We start from the raw sequence: 17,158 nt of genomic DNA, 5'->3' as shown, positions 1-17,158 counted from the left end.
TGTACCCATACCGAACACAGAAGTTAAGCTCTTTAGCGTCGAATGTAGTTGGGCTTACGCCCTGTGAGACTAGAACGTTGCCAGGCAACAGTGAGAGCTTTCCTTTTGGAAGGTTCTTTTTTTTTATTTTATTAATAAAGAATTCAAATATGAGTGATTTTACAAATTATTAAAGATACCCTATTTAAAATATAGGGTATCTTTAGTTATTATTATTTTTTAGTTCTATGAATATATGGTTTTCTTTCTGCTGGTTTAATCTCACCCATAATAGAATATACGTTATTATCTGTAGCTAACAGGGCATGTCCACAAGGTGCCTCAAAAGGAATTTCTCCTAATTGATACCAACGATTTTCTTTTAAGTTGTATACTAATTCTTTTTTATTCCATTTATAGTCACTTACAGGACGTCTGAAGTATGCATCACGGTATTTTGCGTGATCTTCACCTTGTAATGTCGTTAAGTTAAATACTGCATCTTTCCAAACATCTTTATTGAAACCACCTATTACTAGAAGTTCATGGTCGTTTAATGGCGCCCAATCAGCACCTAATAGAGATACTTCTTCATTATCGATTACTACATCAGCTAGTTGAGTCCATTCTTTTGTTTCTAAGTTAACTTTATATCCATCGTTATAAGTTTCACTAGCACCACCACCATATACATAAAGTTCATTATTGTATACGTAGCTTACAGCTTGATTACGTAATTTCCCAGGAAATTCTGAGAATACTTCAAATTTTTTAGTTGCTAAATCATATGCATAAAGTTCATTGTTATTAGATCCGTTGATAGATCCGATACCGAAGTATAGTTTATTGTCGTGAACTTTTGCGATAACATTTTCTACAGTAAGTGGAAGAGTGTCGACTACTTCAACTTTTAATTTATTATCAACAATAGTGAATGCTAAAATTTCTGATGATGTTTCAGATTTATTTGCAATATAGTATAAAGTATCGTTATATACTGCGCTTGGTCCATATGCTAAAGGATAGTCGAATTGAATTTGATCTAATAATGTTACTTCGTCAGATGTTTCCTCATATAGATATACATCTTTATGATTTACTTTGACTCCTCCATCTACAGGAAGTCCACCCGGAAAGTTAGCACCGCCACCAAAAATCAATTTATTTCCGCTAACTCCTTTAACTAATCCTGCTGTACCTATATTATTTTCGTATCCTTTTTGAGCTGCTACGGTAGCTATATTTGTCCATTGTAGTTGTGTACTCATTATTTTGTACCTCCCCATTTTAAAATTTAAAATCAAACGCTTACATCGATATATTTATTTTAGTGGGAGGATTCGACTAAATATGAAGGGTTAGTCGAAAGTCACTCCCACTTTATTAATTATTTAAAGTCTGCTTCTTTATCTACTAGTATATAAACACTAGGGTGATTTTTTAGAACAGTACAAGGAATATTTTCAGTTATTTCTTCACCTTCTATTAAACTTTTTATCGCTTGTTGTTTTGCTTTTCCAAATGCTAATAAGATAATATGTTTTGCGCGCATAATATCTTTAATTCCCATTGTTACAGCTTGTTTTGGTACTAGGTTAATATCGTTATTAAAGAATCTAGAGTTTGCTTCGATTGTTTCTTGTTTTAAATCGACAACGTGCACTCCAGCTTCAAATGAAGTTCCAGGTTCATTAAAACCAATGTGTCCATTAGATCCAACACCAAGGATTTGAACATCGATTTGTATGTTATTAAGCTCTTCTTGATATGATTTAAGAGCTTTTTCTAAGTCTTCAGCACTAGCATCAGGAACGTGTGTATTTTCTTTATTTATATCAACATGATCGAATAAATTAGTGTCCATGAATTTATGATAACTTTCAGGGTGATCATAACTAATTCCAACATACTCATCTAAGTTATAAGATTTAATATTTTTATAGCTGAAGTTGCCAGCTTTATAATCAGCGATCATCTCTTCGTATAAATCTGTTGGAGTTGATCCGGTTGCAAGCCCTAATGTTGAATTGTCATCTATTAAACTTTTAATAATTTTATATGCTTCTTGTGAAGCTTCTTTTTTAGAATTAAAAACTAAGTATTTCATATTATTACTCCTTATTTATTAATCTTCTTTTTTATAAACTTCTTTACCACGTGCAAATGTTGTTAGTACTTCGTATTCAGGACTGATAACAACAAGGTCAGCGTCGTAACCCACTTTAATTTTACCTTTACGATCGGCAAAACCTAACATTTCAGCAGGGTTTTTTGTACAAGAGTTAATTGCTGCATCTACAGGAACTAAAGCATCTTCTATTAAGACGCGTAGACCATCGATAACTCTAAGTGTAGAACCTGCCAGACGACCATCGTCACGGTGAGCACTACCATCTTCATATATTTCCATATTTTCTCCTCCGAAGATGTAAGAACCACGACCACAACCTTTTGCACAAAGTGAGTCTGTAATCATAATTCCATGGTCACGCCCTTTTGCTGTGAAGTATGTGTTAAGTGCATCTGTAGTAGAGTGAATACCGTCGCAAATAATCTCTCCATATGCATCGCGAGCGCGTAGAGCAAACCCTACTTGGCCACCATCGCGGTGATGGAAACCAACCATACCGTTATAAACGTGAGTTTGAGATGATGCACCATTAGCAAATGCAAGATAACTTTCTTTATAGTTACAAGCTGAGTGACCTAAACTTACACGAATACCTTGGCTTACTAAATATTTAGTAAGTTTATAATCAACATCTTTTTCACAAGCGATAGTGATAAGTTTAATTAAGTTTTTACTAGCTGCTTGGAATTTTTTAAATTGTTCAACACTCGGTGTTTGAATACAACTTAACGGTTGAGCCCCACGTTTTTCTACATCAAGATAAGGACCTTCGAAGTGAATACCTAAGATTTCAGCTCCTTCATAACCTTCTTCGTATACTTTCGCAACATTAGCGACAGCTTTTAGAAGAACTTCTTCAGTTTGTGTAATTGTAGTAGGTAAGAATGATGTTACACCTTCAGAAACGATATTTTTTGTCCAATTACGTAGTCCATCTTCATTAACATCATTAGTATCATAACCGTACGCACCATGTGTATGAACATCTATAAATCCAGGCAAAATACGGTTAGTTCCAAAATCATAATCTACTTTATCGAATGCATCATAGTCATAAACGGCAGTTATTTTTTTATCTTCTATTTCTAAAATAAGAGGAAGAAATTGTCCGCTTGACCAAACTTTTTTACTTTTTATTAACATAATAGCACCCCTTTATACATAAAAATCTATCTTTTAAATTTAATGTGTTAAATTTTGTTAACTTAATTTTAACACTTTTTAAATAGGTTTGTAAAGTGTTAAAGTAAAAGTTTTCAAAATTAATTTAAAGGTATTTTTGATATTTTTTATAGGATAATGAGTGGGTGTTGTTTAAATTAAATAATTTAAGGTGTTATATTGATATGAAAGAGGAAAAAGGTAGTGTATACATGATTTCGACATTTCATTAAAATAAATTATATAAGATACTTACTATTGACTTTCTTCGTAAGAGGAATATAATAGTATGTGAGAATTATATTACTTATTTTATAGAAGTGATATAATTTCAATTATTTTATAAGAGGGTATAAAAATGGATAAATCAAGATTGACTTTTCTTGGTGTAATAATAACTATTGGAATAATATTTGGGGATATAGGAACCTCCGTGCTTTATGTTATGAAATCATTCGTCCGTAGTAGTGACGCTATGATGAGTGAAAATCTCGTATTAGGATTCGTTAGTTTAATATTTTGGGTAATGACTTTACAAACGACGACAAAATATGTATTAATCGCATTAAAGGCTGATAACAATGGTGAAGGTGGAGTATTCTCATTATTTGCTTTAATAAAAAATAGAACTAAACGAGGAGTTGTTCTCTTAGCGATGATAGGCGGAGCTACACTTCTTGCGGATGGAATAATAACACCAGCAATTACAGTGACATCGGCAGTTGAGGGATTGCATGATATAATTCCAGCTATAAACACAAATGATGTAATAATTTTAGTGTTGATAATTTTTATCTTTATCTTTTCATTTCAAAGATTTGGAACGAAAAAGATAGGATCGCTATTTGGTCCTATAATGAGTTTATGGTTTTTATCTTTATTTTTCTGGGGTGTAAAATCAATAGGTACTAGACCAGAAATATTAAAAGCTATCAATCCAAAATATGCGCTTAATCTATTAATTACATATCCAGGAGTATTCGTCTTATTAGGGGCGGTATTTTTATGTGTATCAGGGGCTGAGGATTTATATGTGGACTTAGGTCACTGTGGAAGAAAAAATGTTAGAATGGCTTGGTTTGTGGTTAAAGTATGCTTACTTGCGAATTATTTCGGTCAAGCAGCATATTTATTATCGACAAATTACAGTTCAGAAAAAAATCCATTCTTTGCGATAGTTCCAGAAAGTTTTGTAGTATTTCAAGTAATACTAGCAACATTAGCTGCGATAATAGCGAGTCAAAGTTTAATAACAGGGTCTTTCACATTAATTTCAGAGGCGATAAAATTAAACCTATTCCCAAAATTAATAATAAAATATCCAACAGAATTAAAAGGACAGGTTTATGTATCTGCGGTTAATATAATACTCTTTATCTGCAGTAGCTGTGTAGTAATATTCTTTAGAACAAGTAGTAATATGGAAGCAGCGTATGGTTTAAGTATTAGTATAACAATGTTTGTGACTACATTATTATTAAGTATTTACTTGTATAAAGTAAAAAGTAAAAAACTCTTTGCTGTAATCTTCTTAATATTTTTCGGAATAGAAGAATTATTCTTCTTATATGCGAATAGTTTAAAATTTGTAAATGGTGGGTACATTACAGTATTCATAGCATTACTAATATTTATAATTATGTTTATTTGGTATAGAGGAACAGAGATAAAAGAGAGAGAAAGTCAATATTTAACTGTGAAAAATTATACGAAACAATTACTTCAGTTAAGTATGGATAAAAGTGTACCAAAATATGCAACAAACTTAGTATATTTAACAGGTGCGAAAAGAGAAGAAGATGTAGATTATGCAGTATTGTATTCTATATTAAACAAACAACCGAAAAGAGCGAATGTCTACTTTTTCGTACATATTAACGTTATAGATAAACCTTATAAACGAGAGTATAAGGTTACAAAATTTAGTGATAAGAAAATACTTAAAATCACTTTTAACTTAGGGTTTAGAGAACACCAAAGGGTAAATATGTTCATGCATCAAGTAATAGATGATTTGTTGATGAATAAAGAATTAGAACTACAACCTACTAAGTACAACTTAAGAGGAAAAGCTGAGACGGTCGGAGACTTTAGATTTGTACTGATAGAAGAAGTACTAGGTAATAGTAATGGTTTATCATCATTTGATAACTTCATTATGGGATTAAGATTAAAACTGAAAAAAATAACGGTAACTCCAGAGAAATGGTTCGGATTAGACACTAGTGTTATAACGAAAGAAGCGGTACCGTTAAATGTAGTACAAACTAAAGTAAAAAGATTAACAAGAATTCAATAATAAAAATCAGACTTAGAGTAAGAAAATGTAAAATAGAATTACATTACTTATGAAGAGCCTGATTTTTTATTGTTTTTGATAATAAGAGATATATTAAGTTTACAATATATATTAATAAAAAAATATTGTTTACATAAATAAACTGTTAATCTCTTTGAGGTTAGTTAACTATTTAAACAAAGAGGAGATAAAGGTGGAAGTATAATTATTTTTGAACATTAAATTGACAATTATTTTTACTAGGTGTATACTAAAACTATGAAAGTAGTTACACGATAGGTGTAACTTATAGGGGGGGAAATAAATGAAGACAAATAATAAATTTTTAATAAGAAAGTATAGTGTAGGTGTTGTATCAGTCATAATAGGTTTATTTATTTTAGCTGGTGCAAACTCAGATGATAGAGTATATGCCAATAATGAAAGTGTACCACCAATAGTATCAGGCGTACCTGAGGGTGGAAATCCAGATGGCGTTGATAAAGTAGTAGATAAAAATAATGCGGTGGTAGATAAAGGAGATCTTTCAAGAGTTCCAACACCAGTAACTCCAGGGTACTTTGCATTAGAAAAAGAAGCTCCAAAAGTCGCCGCGACACCGGATGAAGTAGAAAAAGAAGTTGATATAGATTTAGTAGAATTAGGTGAAATAAAATACCGTGATGTAAAAACTAAAGAAATAGTTGCAGAAAAAATTTACGAAAATGATAATAACGATCCTACAAGGGCTGGATTAACAACATTACCAGAATTACCAAAAGGTTATAGATTTGTAAATAAAGGATTAGATAGAGTAGAAACTAGAGAAATAGTAGTTCAAAAGTTTTTGGAAAAACCTTACGTATCAGAAGAAGTTGGAATAAAAATTAAACTTCAAGAAGTAGATGGAAAATTAGCTGTAGACCCTAATATAAACATTGAAGCTGATAAATTTGCTCCAGGGCACAATCTTGTTTTTGATGTAGAAAAATATATAAATGATGTAGAAAAAGCAACAAAACAAGTAGTGGAATTTGTTGGAGCAGAAGGAAAAGAACCAAAAACAAACATCCAAGATGGTTACAAATTTTTAGGTGAATATAATGATGAAACAAAAGAAACTACTTGGAAAGAAAAAACACATGCATATAGTAGTGTAGATGTCCCAGTAGTGGAAAAATATTTCGCAGATAAAAAACAAGCAGGCGGAAAAGAAGTTACACCAGAAAAACCAGAAGTAACAGATACAGTAACGTATAAACATTTAGGAAAAATAGTACCTGTAGATGAAAAAGGTAATCTAATAGAGAAAGCCCCAACGCCAGACTATCTAAATGACTTAAAAGATCCGACAAAAGCAATGGAAACACCAGTACCAGAGTTAAAAGGCTATACACCAACAGTAAAAAGTGTTGTACCAAAAGATTTAGCTAAGGATACTAAGGTTGTTTATAAAAAAGTGGAAAAACCAAAAGTGCCAGAGAAACCAAAAGAAACACCTAAGACTCCAGAAGTTCCAAAAGAGAAACCAAAAACACCGGAAGTTCCAAAAGAAACTCCTAAAAAACCGAATGTACCAAAAATAGAACAGCCACGAGTACCAGAAGTTCCTAAGAAAGAAGTTTCGGAAAAACCAAAAGTACCAGAGGTGCACAAAGGTGAAATTAAACCAACACCAGAAGTTCATAAAAAAGAAAACTCTAAGTTACCGAATACAGGAATGGAACAAACAGAAACTATAGTTTTAGGAATGTTAATGTTGTTATTAACTGGTTTTGTAGCAAGACTTACAAGAACTAAGAAAGATTAGACAATAAGGGGTTTGATATAAAAAATAGCGTAGTAGTAAATAACTATTATGCTATTTTTTATATTTAACGAAAGAAAAAGGAAGCGGAAGAGATTCGAAAATTATGATTTCGGAGAAATCAATTTTATCGAGTGGGATCCATTTTATTATTTTTACCAAAAGAAAAAGAGTATGGAAAATCCATACTCTTTAAAGTTTTTTATACACTAATTGACTATTTAGAAAGTTTACGTCTTACAGCAAGTCCGATAAGCCCGATTAAGCTTAATCCTAATGCAGTAGTGCTAGAAGAATTCATACCAGTGCTTGCTAATTCTTCAGATTTAGCTTTTGCAGGTTTAGCTTCTTCAGGTTTTGTAGATAATTGAGTAACAGCAGGTGTTTGACCAAAATCTATGTTTTGGGCAGCTGCAGCTCCAGTAACTGATCCAAGGTTTTGACTAGGATCTACTACTTCACCAGCAGCTCCACCACCTTGTTGTCCAGCTCCGCTTTGATCGTTATTAGGAATTGGCTGAGGTTGAGTGTTTGGTTGAGTTTCTAAAGTTGTAGGTCCTGTATATTCTGGAACGTCATTAACAGCTGGAAGATTTTGAGATAAGATATTGAAAGCTTCTTCTAAATCTTCTAAACGAGATTTTAATCCTCCAAGGTAATAATCTTCAGCACCGTTTTCTTCACCGTCTTTGATTTGTTCTTTTACTTTAGCAATTTCATCTAAGACTTTTTTGATTTCAGGGTTGTTTGTACCGAACTCAGGTAGTGCAGGTTGTACAAGTGCATCACCATTTGAAGCTTCAGGTTTAGTTGGTTTTGGAGCGTCTCCTTCAGGTTTGTTAGGTTCAGTAGGAGGTGTTGTATCATTTACGCCACCGTTGAATTCAGGTTTGTTTGGTTCAGAAGGAGCGTTATCATCATTTACACCACCAGTGTATTCAGGAACTTCATTAACAGCAGCTTCAACAGCGTTAACCCCACCATTGAATTCAGGTTTTTCTTCAGCTGTTGGAGCATCAGCAGGATTTACCCCACCATTGAATTCAGGAGCATTAGGAACAGTTGGAACTTCATCAGGTTGTTTAGCATCATCAGTAGGTGCTTCTTCATCACTTACTCCACCACTGAAGTCTTTAGATTCTTCACCTTTAGGAACTTCTTTTAAGTTTTCGATATAACCTAAAGTTGCGTTGTAATCGTCAGTTAGTTTATCAATTTCATCTTTATAAGCTTTTACTACTTCGTTAACTTCGTCAAATTTAGCTTGAGCTTCGTCAGCAGCAGTTTTAGCAGAAGCAACAGCTGCTTCTAATTTAGTTACAGCATCTTGTAATCCATCTTGAATAGCTTGATCAGCTTTGTTTTTCTTAGCTGTTTCAAACGCTGCTTTAGCTTTGTCTAAAGTTTCTTTTTGTTTATCTAATGCAGCAGTTTTTTCTTCTACTGCTTTAGCTTTTTCAGTAGCATCAGCTTTGTCTTTATCAGCTACTTTAGTTAATTTTTCGATTTTTTCAGCTATATCATCAGCGATATCTTGAAGTTTTTTAACGATTGGTTTAGAAGCTTCTTTGTTATAAGCAGCATCTAATTTTTCTTTATCAGCAGCTGGAAGCTCAGATAAAGGTTTACCTTCTTGTTTTGTAGCACCGATTTCGTCTGCTTGAGGATCTTGATCTTTAGTAGCTTCAGCAGTCGTATTTTGATCTTCTAATTCTTTAGCAGCTTGTGTAGCAGTGATAACACCATCTTGGATAGCTTTTAGTAAAGCGTCTTTACCAATTGCAGCTTTAGCTTCTTCGATAGCTTTAGCTTTGTCAGTGATTTTAGCATTTTTGTTAATTTCAGCTTCTGCATCTTTTTCAAGTTGTTCTAAAGCAGCTTTAAGAGCTTCTAAGTTATCTTTTTCTTCTTTTTTAAGTTCTTCAACTTTAGCTTTTGCTTTTTCAGCTTCTTCTTTAGCTTTAGCTAATTCAGTTTCTGCATCAGCTTTAGCTTTATCAGCTTCATCTTTTTTAGTTTGAGCAGCAGTTACGTCAGCAGCTTCTTTTTCAGCTTTAGCTGTAGCTTCTTCAACTTTTTTAGCTTCTTCAGCAACTTTTTTCTCTAATTCAGCAACTTTTTTATCAGCTTCAGCCTTAGCTTCAGCAGCTTTTTCAGCTTCTGTTTTTTCAGCTGGTTTAGCTGGTTCTTCTTCTTTTGGTTTAGCTGGTTCGTTAGCTTCTTTTTCTTTAGCGGCTTTCACTTCTTCTAAAGTTTTGTTGTACTCGTCAGTAAGTTTATTTAGTTCTTCTGCGTAAGTTTGAGTATCTGAAGCAGCTTTATCGAAAGCATTTTGAGCAGCATCGCGTTCTTTTGTAATCGCAGTTACAGCTTTTTCTAGTGGTGCTGTGATATCTTCACCAAATCCATTATCTTTAGCAGATTGAAGAGCTTCTTTAGCTTCTTTTAATGTATCTTCTTGTTTTTTAAGAGTTTCAGCTTTTTTATCTTCTTCAGCTTTTAATGCTTCAGTATCTTTTTTAAGAGCATCGATTTCGTCACCTAAATCATCAGCTTTATCTTGAAGTTTTTCTGATGCAGGACGAGCAGCATCTTCTTTTTCAGCTTTATCAATTCCAGCTTTAATATCTTTTGGAAGTTGATCTTTAGTTTTAGCTTCTTCAGCTGGAGTTGCTGCAACGTTAGCTCCATTAGCTTGGTCTTTATTTCTTAATTTTTTCTCAGTTTCTTTATTAGCTTCAGCTTTTTCGTTATCATCTGCTAATTCAGTAAGAACATCACTAGCTTTTAAATCACCAGATTCAACGGCAGCTAAAATATCTTCTTTACCTAATGCTTTTTTAGCTTCTTCTTTATTTGTAATCTTAGTATCAGCATCGATATCTTTTTCTAATTGATCTAAAGCTTTTGATAAAGCGTCTTTAGAATCTGCTTCTTCTTTTTTAGCGTCTTCTTCTTTTTTAGCTTCTTCTTTAGCTTTAGCGTCAGCTTCAGCAGCTTTTTCTTTAGCAGCAGCTAATTCATCATCTGCAGTTTTTTTAGCTTTTTCAGCTTCAGTTTTTGCAGTTTCAGCGTCAGCAGCTTCTTTTTTCTCAGCTTCTAATTTAGTAACTGCTTCGTTAGCTGCAGTAGTAGTTGTGTCTACTTTTGCTTGAGCTTCAGTAACTTTAGCTTCTTTAGCTTTAGCGTCAGCTTCAGCTTGTTTAATTTCTGGACTTGTAACTTCTGATTTAGGAGTTTCAGCAGCTGTGTTTGTAGTTCCTGTTTCTCCAGCAGGTTGTGTCGTGTTTGTACTTCCATCGGCAGGTACAGTAGCTACTGTATCTGTTTCAGCAGCGTGAGCTACAGCAGCTCCAGTAGTCGCAACACCGATACCAACAAGAACAGAGGCTACACCAACCTTAAATTTACGTAATGAATATTTTCTTTTTGTTATCATAAAAATAATTCCCCTTTTTCTAAAAAATAATAATGACTATGTTCTCAAAATGTTTGATTTCACCTAAAAAAAGACATAATGAGACAATTAGTGTATTGGTAATTCTTATTATACTAAAAGGAAAACGTTAAAACAAGAGTTTTGGAAACTTATGCAATTTTATAATTGTATAGTAAACAAGAAAACTAAGAATTACAAAACAAATATAATTATATAGAGAAATAAACATATATAAATGGAAGACAAAATATAAACGTATTATTACAGTAGTTTAAACTACTGATTATATTGATAAAAATATAAATATAATACTTAATAAAGATAGATAATTATTTAAAAAATTAAAATATTAAATTTATGTTACAAAGGTTATGTAAATGATAATCTTTAATTTTTAACGTTTAAATAGTATTTTTGTAAAAAGTAATAAAAAAAGAATACTAGAAAACTTATGTATTTTAGTGAAATTATATAGAAGACTACAGAATTATTACAACACATAGTGATGTTAATAAAAAAAAAGAACCCCAAAACAAGAGTTTTAAAATCTTAATCTCTGAGATTCTTCTAACTTATATAATTTAATAATTTTCTTCTAATTTTCTAAATTCATCCCTAGTGTGTTGCGGGAGTGAACGTCCGTAATCCATCATAAGAACGATGTCTTTAAATGCAGCTTTTGGAATAGCTAAGCGATCTATATCTTCAACTCCAACATTTAGATTTATATCTTCCATATGATTTGATTTTAGTTTTTCAACAAAATCTGGCTCTGCGACAAAAGGAGAAGATAAACCAATCATATCAGCATGTAAAATTGCAGCTTCGCATTTTTCTACAGTGTTGATACCACCTGATGCGATTAATGGTATTCTTCCATTTAAGTGTTCATAGACTACTTCGTTAATAAGTCTTCCATGATGTGGGCCTTCTGCTCGTACTGTATTTAGATAAATATTTTGTCCCCAGCTTGCGATTGCCATGTATGATAGTGGAACTCTTTCTAATAACCAGTCGGTAAGTTGATTAAATTCTTCTACAGTATAACCAACTTCTTCACCACGAGTTTCTTCAGGGGTTGCACGATAACCGAAGATAAAATCTGCCGGAGCTTCTTTTTTTATTACTTCGTAAACTTCTTCAAAAACTTCAAGGATAAAACGTGAGCGATTTTCTAGTGTATCTACTCCGTATTCATCGTGGCGTTCGTTTGAGAAGGTAGAAAAGAATGTTTGTAGTAAAAGACGTTGAGCACTAGATATTTCGATACCATCAAAACCAGCTGCGATAGCACGACTTGCTGCACGTTTATAATCTTCTTTTATTTTTTGTATATCTTCTATAGACAGAGGATGAACGATGTGTTCTACAGGTGAGTTTAGTTTCATATAACTAGGACCAACTGCACATTTGTTAGTAGTAACATAGTGATTAGCGAAACGGCCTGCGTGAGTGAGTTGTAAGATAGCTTTTGCTCCACCAGACTGCATAGCTTTCGCCATTTTTGTTAAACCTGGAATACATGCATCATCATGAACGCTAAAACCATATTCAAAAAGTTGTCCTTCAAGATTTATATAGGCTGCACCGGTAATTTGTAAGGGGGCTGTATTTTTTCGTCTTTTAGCGTAAAGAAGATCTTCTTCTGTAATGAAGCCCTCTGCGGTAGATGAGTTTGTAGTCATCGGAGAAAGGACAAAGCGATTCTCAAGTTCTATTCCATTAGCCAATTTAACAGGTGTTAATAATTTTGATTCCATAAAAAATACCTCTTTAAGTAATGTAAATAACATACAACTATACCAGAAAATGTACAACAATAAAAAATAATATAGAAAATAAACTGCTGATATTATCTAAAATTATGTAAATTAAAGGTAGATTCAGTAGATTAAGTTACCATAATTTTTTTATAAAAAATTTAAAGTAGTGGTGCTAGGTATGTGTACTTTTGCTGAAAATATGATATAATAAGTTCGTAATTTCAGAAAAGGTTTTCTTATAATTTATTATATCAGATTATTAAGTATATAAAAAGGTAAAAATAAATTGAAGAGTGTGAAATAAAATACTAAAAAGAAGAAAATAGATATTTGAAGTTATATAAAATAAGATAAAATATAAGAGGATAATACTATGAAACTTAGTATTTTAGATTATGCTATTGTGGATGAAGGGAAAACTGCATTAGAAGCTATAGAAGAGAGTACAGAATTAGCTCGTTTAGCTGAAAAACTAGGTTATAGTCGTTTTTGGATGGCTGAACATCATCAAGTACCAGCGCTTGCGAGCAGTAGCCCAGAACTACTTATGTTGCACCTTTTGCAAAATACAGAAAAAATACAAATAGGTTCAGGTGGAATAATGATTCCTCATTATACACCATATAAAATTAGCGAATGGATAAAACTTCTTAGTGCTTTGTATCCAAATAGGGTGAATCTAGGGATAGGTAATAATCCTGGAACTAAAGTAGTTCAAAAACTGATGGATACTACACCGATAACACGAGATGAATACAATGAAAGTTGTACGAAATTGCTGGAGCTTCTTACGGGAAATGAAATATTAGTGCAACCACCAGAAGCAAAGGTTTGTCCAATGTGGCTACTATCAACTAGTGAGAAAAGTGCGAATCTAGCTGCAGAGTTAGGTCAAAACTATGTATATGGTCTATTCTTTAATCAAGCTGTAGACTATATAGAAACAGCAAAAAGATGTTTACAAACTTATCGTACAAAGATGCTTGAACAACAAAAAACACCACAAGACGTGGTTGCCGTGTTTATTGCGATAGGGGAAGATGAGCAAGAGGCAAAAAACTTAGTACGTTGTTTAGATGTATGGCTTCTTGGTAAGAAAGAATTTACAGAATTTGATAGATTCCCTAGTATAAATACAGCAAAAGAGTATGAAATTGCTGAAATTGATAAAGAAAAAGTAGAAAAGAATAGAACACGTTTAGTTTGGGGTACAAAGGATGTTGTAGTAGAAAAACTTAGAGATTTAGCAACAGAATTAGAGTTAAAAGAACTTATGTGTATACCTTTAGTACCAACTATAGAAAGAAGAAAAAATATTATTGAGATTTTAGCAAAAGAGCTAATGGAAAAAGAGGGGAAAAATTAATGACTTGGAAGGCGATAGAGTTAGAAGAAAACAATGCCGAAAAATTAGCGCAGTTAATAGAAGAAGCTGAGGCGATAGTCATAGGAATAGGAGCAGGAATGTCAGCTGCGGATGGATTCACCTACATAGGAGAGAGATTTACGAGTAATTTCAAAGACTTTGTGGAAAAATATAAGTTTTTAGATATGTTACAGGCGAGTCTATTTGATTTTCCTAGTTCACAAGAATATTGGGCATTTCAAAGTCGTTTTGTCTTATTAAATTACTTTGATCAACCTGTCGGAGCGAGTTACTCAGCCTTAAAAAACATTCTAAAGGATAAAAATTATCACATTATTACGACAAATGCGGATAATGCCTTCGATGTTGCTGGTTACGATATGGATAAGGTCTTCCATATTCAAGGGAAGTATGGGCTTATGCAGTGCAGTAAACATTGCCATGCGAAGACATATCAAGATGAAGCTTTAATGCGTAGATTAGCTGTTGAGCAAGAAAATATGGAAGTTGACTACAGGTCTATTCCATTATGTCCGGAATGTGGTGCGCCACTTGAAGTTAATAAACGTAACGCTGAAAAGGGAATGGTAGAAGATTCAATCTTTTTCGAACATCTAGATAAGTACAATGAATTTTTAGAAAAAAATCGTGATAAGAAAACATTATTTATAGAAATAGGAGTAGGATTTACGACACCTCAGTTTATAAAATATCCATTTTATAGAGAGTTAGATAAAAATCAAAAAGCGTTGATGATTACTATGAATCAGAAGAAATACCAATTCCCTGAAAGAATAGCTTCAAGGGTGTTATGGTTTAACCAGAATAGTAAAGAGTTAACGCTAGATGTTGAAGAGTTGTTGAAGAAAAATTGCTGAGAAAAGTTACAAACTACTCTTTAAATAAAATTATATTAGCTAAAAAATACATTTAAAAAAATTAATAAATAAAGGAGAATAAATTATGTATTTAATAGAACCAATTAGAAACGGAAAATATTTACCAGATGGAGCGCTAGTAATGGCGATGCAAGTTTACGTACTTAACAACATCGATATCGATGAAACTGTAATCTTCCCATATTACTGTGAACCAAAAGTAGAAATCGGATTATTCCAAAATGCTGAAACTGAGGTAAACCATGAATATATGAAAGAAAAAGATATTATCCTAGTTCGTCGTGATACAGGTGGTGGAGCTGTGTACGTTGATAACGGTGCTGTTAACGTATGTTTCTTAATGCCTGGGGATACTGATGTGTACGGAAACTACAAAAAATTCTATCAACCAGCAGTAGATGTACTTCACAGCTTAGGAGCTACAGAAGTAGAACAAAGAGGGCGTAATGACTTAACTGCTCGTGGTAAAAAAGTAAGTGGAGCTGCGATGACATTAGTACGTGGTAAAATCTACGGAGGATATTCATTACTTTTAGATGTAAACTATGAAGCGATGGTTAATGCCTTAACACCAAACCGTAAAAAAATTGAATCAAAAGGTATAGAATCGGTAAGAGCGCGTGTAATGGGTATGCGTGAACTATTAAAACCTGAATACCAAAACGTAACAATCGATGAATTCAAAAACTTAATCATCTGTGGATTAATGGGAATCGAAGACATCAAAGATGCGAAAAGATATGAACTTACTGATGAAGACTGGGCTGCAATTGAGAAATTAGCAGATGAAAAATACCGTAACTGGGATTGGAACTACGGAAAATCACCACGTTATAACTACAACCGTGATGCTCACCTTGCAATCGGAACAGTTGATTTCAGTTTAGAAGTTGAAGAAGGACGCATTACAAAAGCGAAAATCTACGGAGACTTCTTCGGTAAAGGTAACGTACGCGATGTAGAAGAAAAACTTATCGGAGTAAGGGTAAAAGAAGAAGACTTACTTGAAGCATTAGGAAGTATTGATTTAGCATTCTATTTCGGAAACGTAGAAGCGAAAGAATTAGTAGACTTAATCTTAAGCTAGTTTTACAAACTATGTAAAAGAGGTGTGAGTTTATGGAAAAATTATTAACTCCCATAAAACTAGCAAATGGTGTTCAGTTAGAAAATAGGTTTGTGCTGTCGCCGATGACGACTAATTCTTCTACAAAAGATGGAATTATCACAAAAGAAGACTTAGATTATGCGTTAAGACGAGCTAAGTCAGCCCCATTACAGGTAACAGGGGCGGCTTATGTCGATGTTGATGGGCAATTGTTCGAGTTTGGCTTCGGCGCACATGATGATAGCTGTATACCAGGGCTTACTAAGATGTCGGACGCTATGCAAGATGCAGGAGCAAAGGCTATTTTGCAACTGACTTATTCAGGAGCAGGTGCCAATTACTACGGGGTAAATCATAAGGTTTATGGTCCAAGTAAGTTGAAGTTGCACCTTCCCTTTGAACATGAGGTAGAAGAGCTGTCTCATGAGATGATAGATGAGATTAAACAAAAATACAAAGATGCTACGAGAAGAGCGATACGCGCAGGCTTTGCAGGGATAGAAATATCAACCGCACAAAAGCTAATGCTACAGACGTTTTTCTCAACGGTATCGAATAAACGCCATGATGAATATGGTGTAGATTCATTAGAAAATAGAGCTAGATTTATACTCGAAGTTTTTGAAGTGGTGTATGAAGTTATAAAAGATGAAGCACCTGAGGATTTTATTCTAGGATATAGAGCAACCCCGGAAGAAACACGTGGTGCGATAATTGGTTATACTGTTGAAGAATTCAATCAACTTACAGATTGGATACTAGAAAGAGTGCCGTTGTCTTACATTGCGATAGCGAGTTGGGGGCAAAATATTTATCAAAATAAAGTTCGTGCTGAAGGACCTAATGAAGGTCGTTTGATAAATGAAGTAGTTCATGAACATCTTGCAGGGCGTGTTCCTTTGATGGCGACTGGTGGAATTAATAGTATAGAAAAAAGCCGTGAAGCTATTATGCACGCTGAGATGGTAGGTTTATCTAGTGTTTTTGTTGCTGAACCGGACTTTGTAGCTAAATTCCAAGAAAATCGTGAAGAAGACATTAATCTGGATGTAGGTGTGGAAGATATCGAAAGACTAGCGATTCCGAAAGCTGCATTTAAAGACATTGTGCTTATGATGGACTATGGTAAGAGTTTGCCACAACATACGAGAGATGAATTTAGAAAATTAGAAGAAAATTATTAAGAAGTCTGTTATGATTTATAGAGAGGATTAATTATATTAATAG

11 protein-coding genes are annotated in these 17,158 nt (G+C 33.3%); 6 read left to right on the top strand and 5 right to left on the bottom strand.

Annotated features, from left to right (window positions below; translation table 11 throughout):
• Nucleotides 1–212: 212 nt before the first annotated feature.
• The 3 genes from PNO30_RS08285 to nagA all read right to left on the bottom strand — a co-directional run bounded on the left by PNO30_RS08285 (nt 213) and on the right by nagA (nt 3,253).
• Nucleotides 213–1,247: a cyclically-permuted mutarotase family protein gene (locus tag PNO30_RS08285; RefSeq protein WP_271987984.1), complete on the bottom strand. Its 1,035-nt coding sequence runs from the start codon at nt 1,245–1,247 to the stop codon at nt 213–215.
• A gap of 119 nt (nt 1,248–1,366) precedes the next feature.
• Entirely contained in the window at nt 1,367–2,086 is a 720-nt protein-coding gene (gene nagB / locus PNO30_RS08280; protein WP_271987982.1) for a glucosamine-6-phosphate deaminase, read from the bottom strand.
• Nucleotides 2,087–2,104: 18 nt separating this feature from the next.
• Nucleotides 2,105–3,253, bottom strand: a complete 1,149-nt coding sequence (gene nagA / locus PNO30_RS08275; protein ID WP_271987981.1) for an N-acetylglucosamine-6-phosphate deacetylase — start codon at nt 3,251–3,253, stop codon at nt 2,105–2,107.
• 376 nt (nt 3,254–3,629) lie between these two features.
• On the opposite strand from nagA, the gene PNO30_RS08270 reads away from it, so the two are divergent.
• Together PNO30_RS08270 and PNO30_RS08265 are read left to right on the top strand one after the other, a co-directional pair.
• Nucleotides 3,630–5,570 carry a KUP/HAK/KT family potassium transporter gene (locus PNO30_RS08270; RefSeq protein WP_271987979.1) on the top strand — a complete coding sequence of 647 codons (1,941 nt, stop codon included), beginning with the start codon at nt 3,630–3,632 and terminating at the stop codon, nt 5,568–5,570.
• A gap of 304 nt (nt 5,571–5,874) precedes the next feature.
• On the top strand, nt 5,875–7,359 hold the full coding sequence (locus PNO30_RS08265; protein WP_271987977.1) for a mucin-binding protein: 1,485 nt from the start codon (nt 5,875–5,877) through the stop codon (nt 7,357–7,359).
• A gap of 214 nt (nt 7,360–7,573) precedes the next feature.
• On the opposite strand, the gene PNO30_RS08260 is transcribed toward PNO30_RS08265, so the two are convergent.
• Both PNO30_RS08260 and PNO30_RS08255 read right to left on the bottom strand, forming a co-directional pair.
• Complete coding sequence (locus tag PNO30_RS08260) at nt 7,574–10,795, bottom strand: SIALI-17 repeat-containing surface protein (protein WP_271987975.1); 3,222 nt, start codon at nt 10,793–10,795, stop codon at nt 7,574–7,576.
• A gap of 581 nt (nt 10,796–11,376) precedes the next feature.
• Nucleotides 11,377–12,555 carry an NADH-dependent flavin oxidoreductase gene (locus tag PNO30_RS08255; RefSeq protein ID WP_271965666.1) on the bottom strand — a complete coding sequence of 393 codons (1,179 nt, stop codon included), beginning with the start codon at nt 12,553–12,555 and terminating at the stop codon, nt 11,377–11,379.
• 376 nt (nt 12,556–12,931) lie between these two features.
• Here PNO30_RS08255 and PNO30_RS08250 point away from each other — a divergent pair, with 376 nt between their 5' ends.
• The 4 genes from PNO30_RS08250 to PNO30_RS08235 all read left to right on the top strand — a co-directional run bounded on the left by PNO30_RS08250 (nt 12,932) and on the right by PNO30_RS08235 (nt 17,115).
• The gene (locus PNO30_RS08250; RefSeq protein WP_271965667.1) at nt 12,932–13,924 is read left to right on the top strand and encodes an MsnO8 family LLM class oxidoreductase; all 993 of its coding nucleotides are present in this window, start codon (nt 12,932–12,934) and stop codon (nt 13,922–13,924) included.
• Nucleotides 13,924–14,802, top strand: a complete 879-nt coding sequence (locus PNO30_RS08245; protein ID WP_271965668.1) for an SIR2 family NAD-dependent protein deacylase — start codon at nt 13,924–13,926, stop codon at nt 14,800–14,802. Before PNO30_RS08250 ends, PNO30_RS08245 begins: the two co-directional genes overlap by 1 nt.
• 85 nt (nt 14,803–14,887) lie before the next feature.
• Nucleotides 14,888–15,910 (top strand): lipoate--protein ligase, encoded by a 1,023-nt coding sequence (locus tag PNO30_RS08240; protein WP_048802443.1) that lies wholly within the window; start codon nt 14,888–14,890, stop codon nt 15,908–15,910.
• Between the two features lie 32 nt (nt 15,911–15,942).
• Nucleotides 15,943–17,115, top strand: a complete 1,173-nt coding sequence (locus PNO30_RS08235; protein WP_271965669.1) for an NADH-dependent flavin oxidoreductase — start codon at nt 15,943–15,945, stop codon at nt 17,113–17,115.
• The last annotated feature ends 43 nt before the right edge of the window (nt 17,116–17,158 follow it).

Origin of the sequence: Gemella haemolysans (assembly GCF_028308085.1) — a bacterium.
GTDB lineage: Bacteria > Bacillota > Bacilli > Staphylococcales > Gemellaceae > Gemella > Gemella haemolysans_D.
The sequence above is the reverse complement of the archived record's forward strand: the minus strand, read 5'-3'. Positions and strand labels throughout refer to the sequence as shown.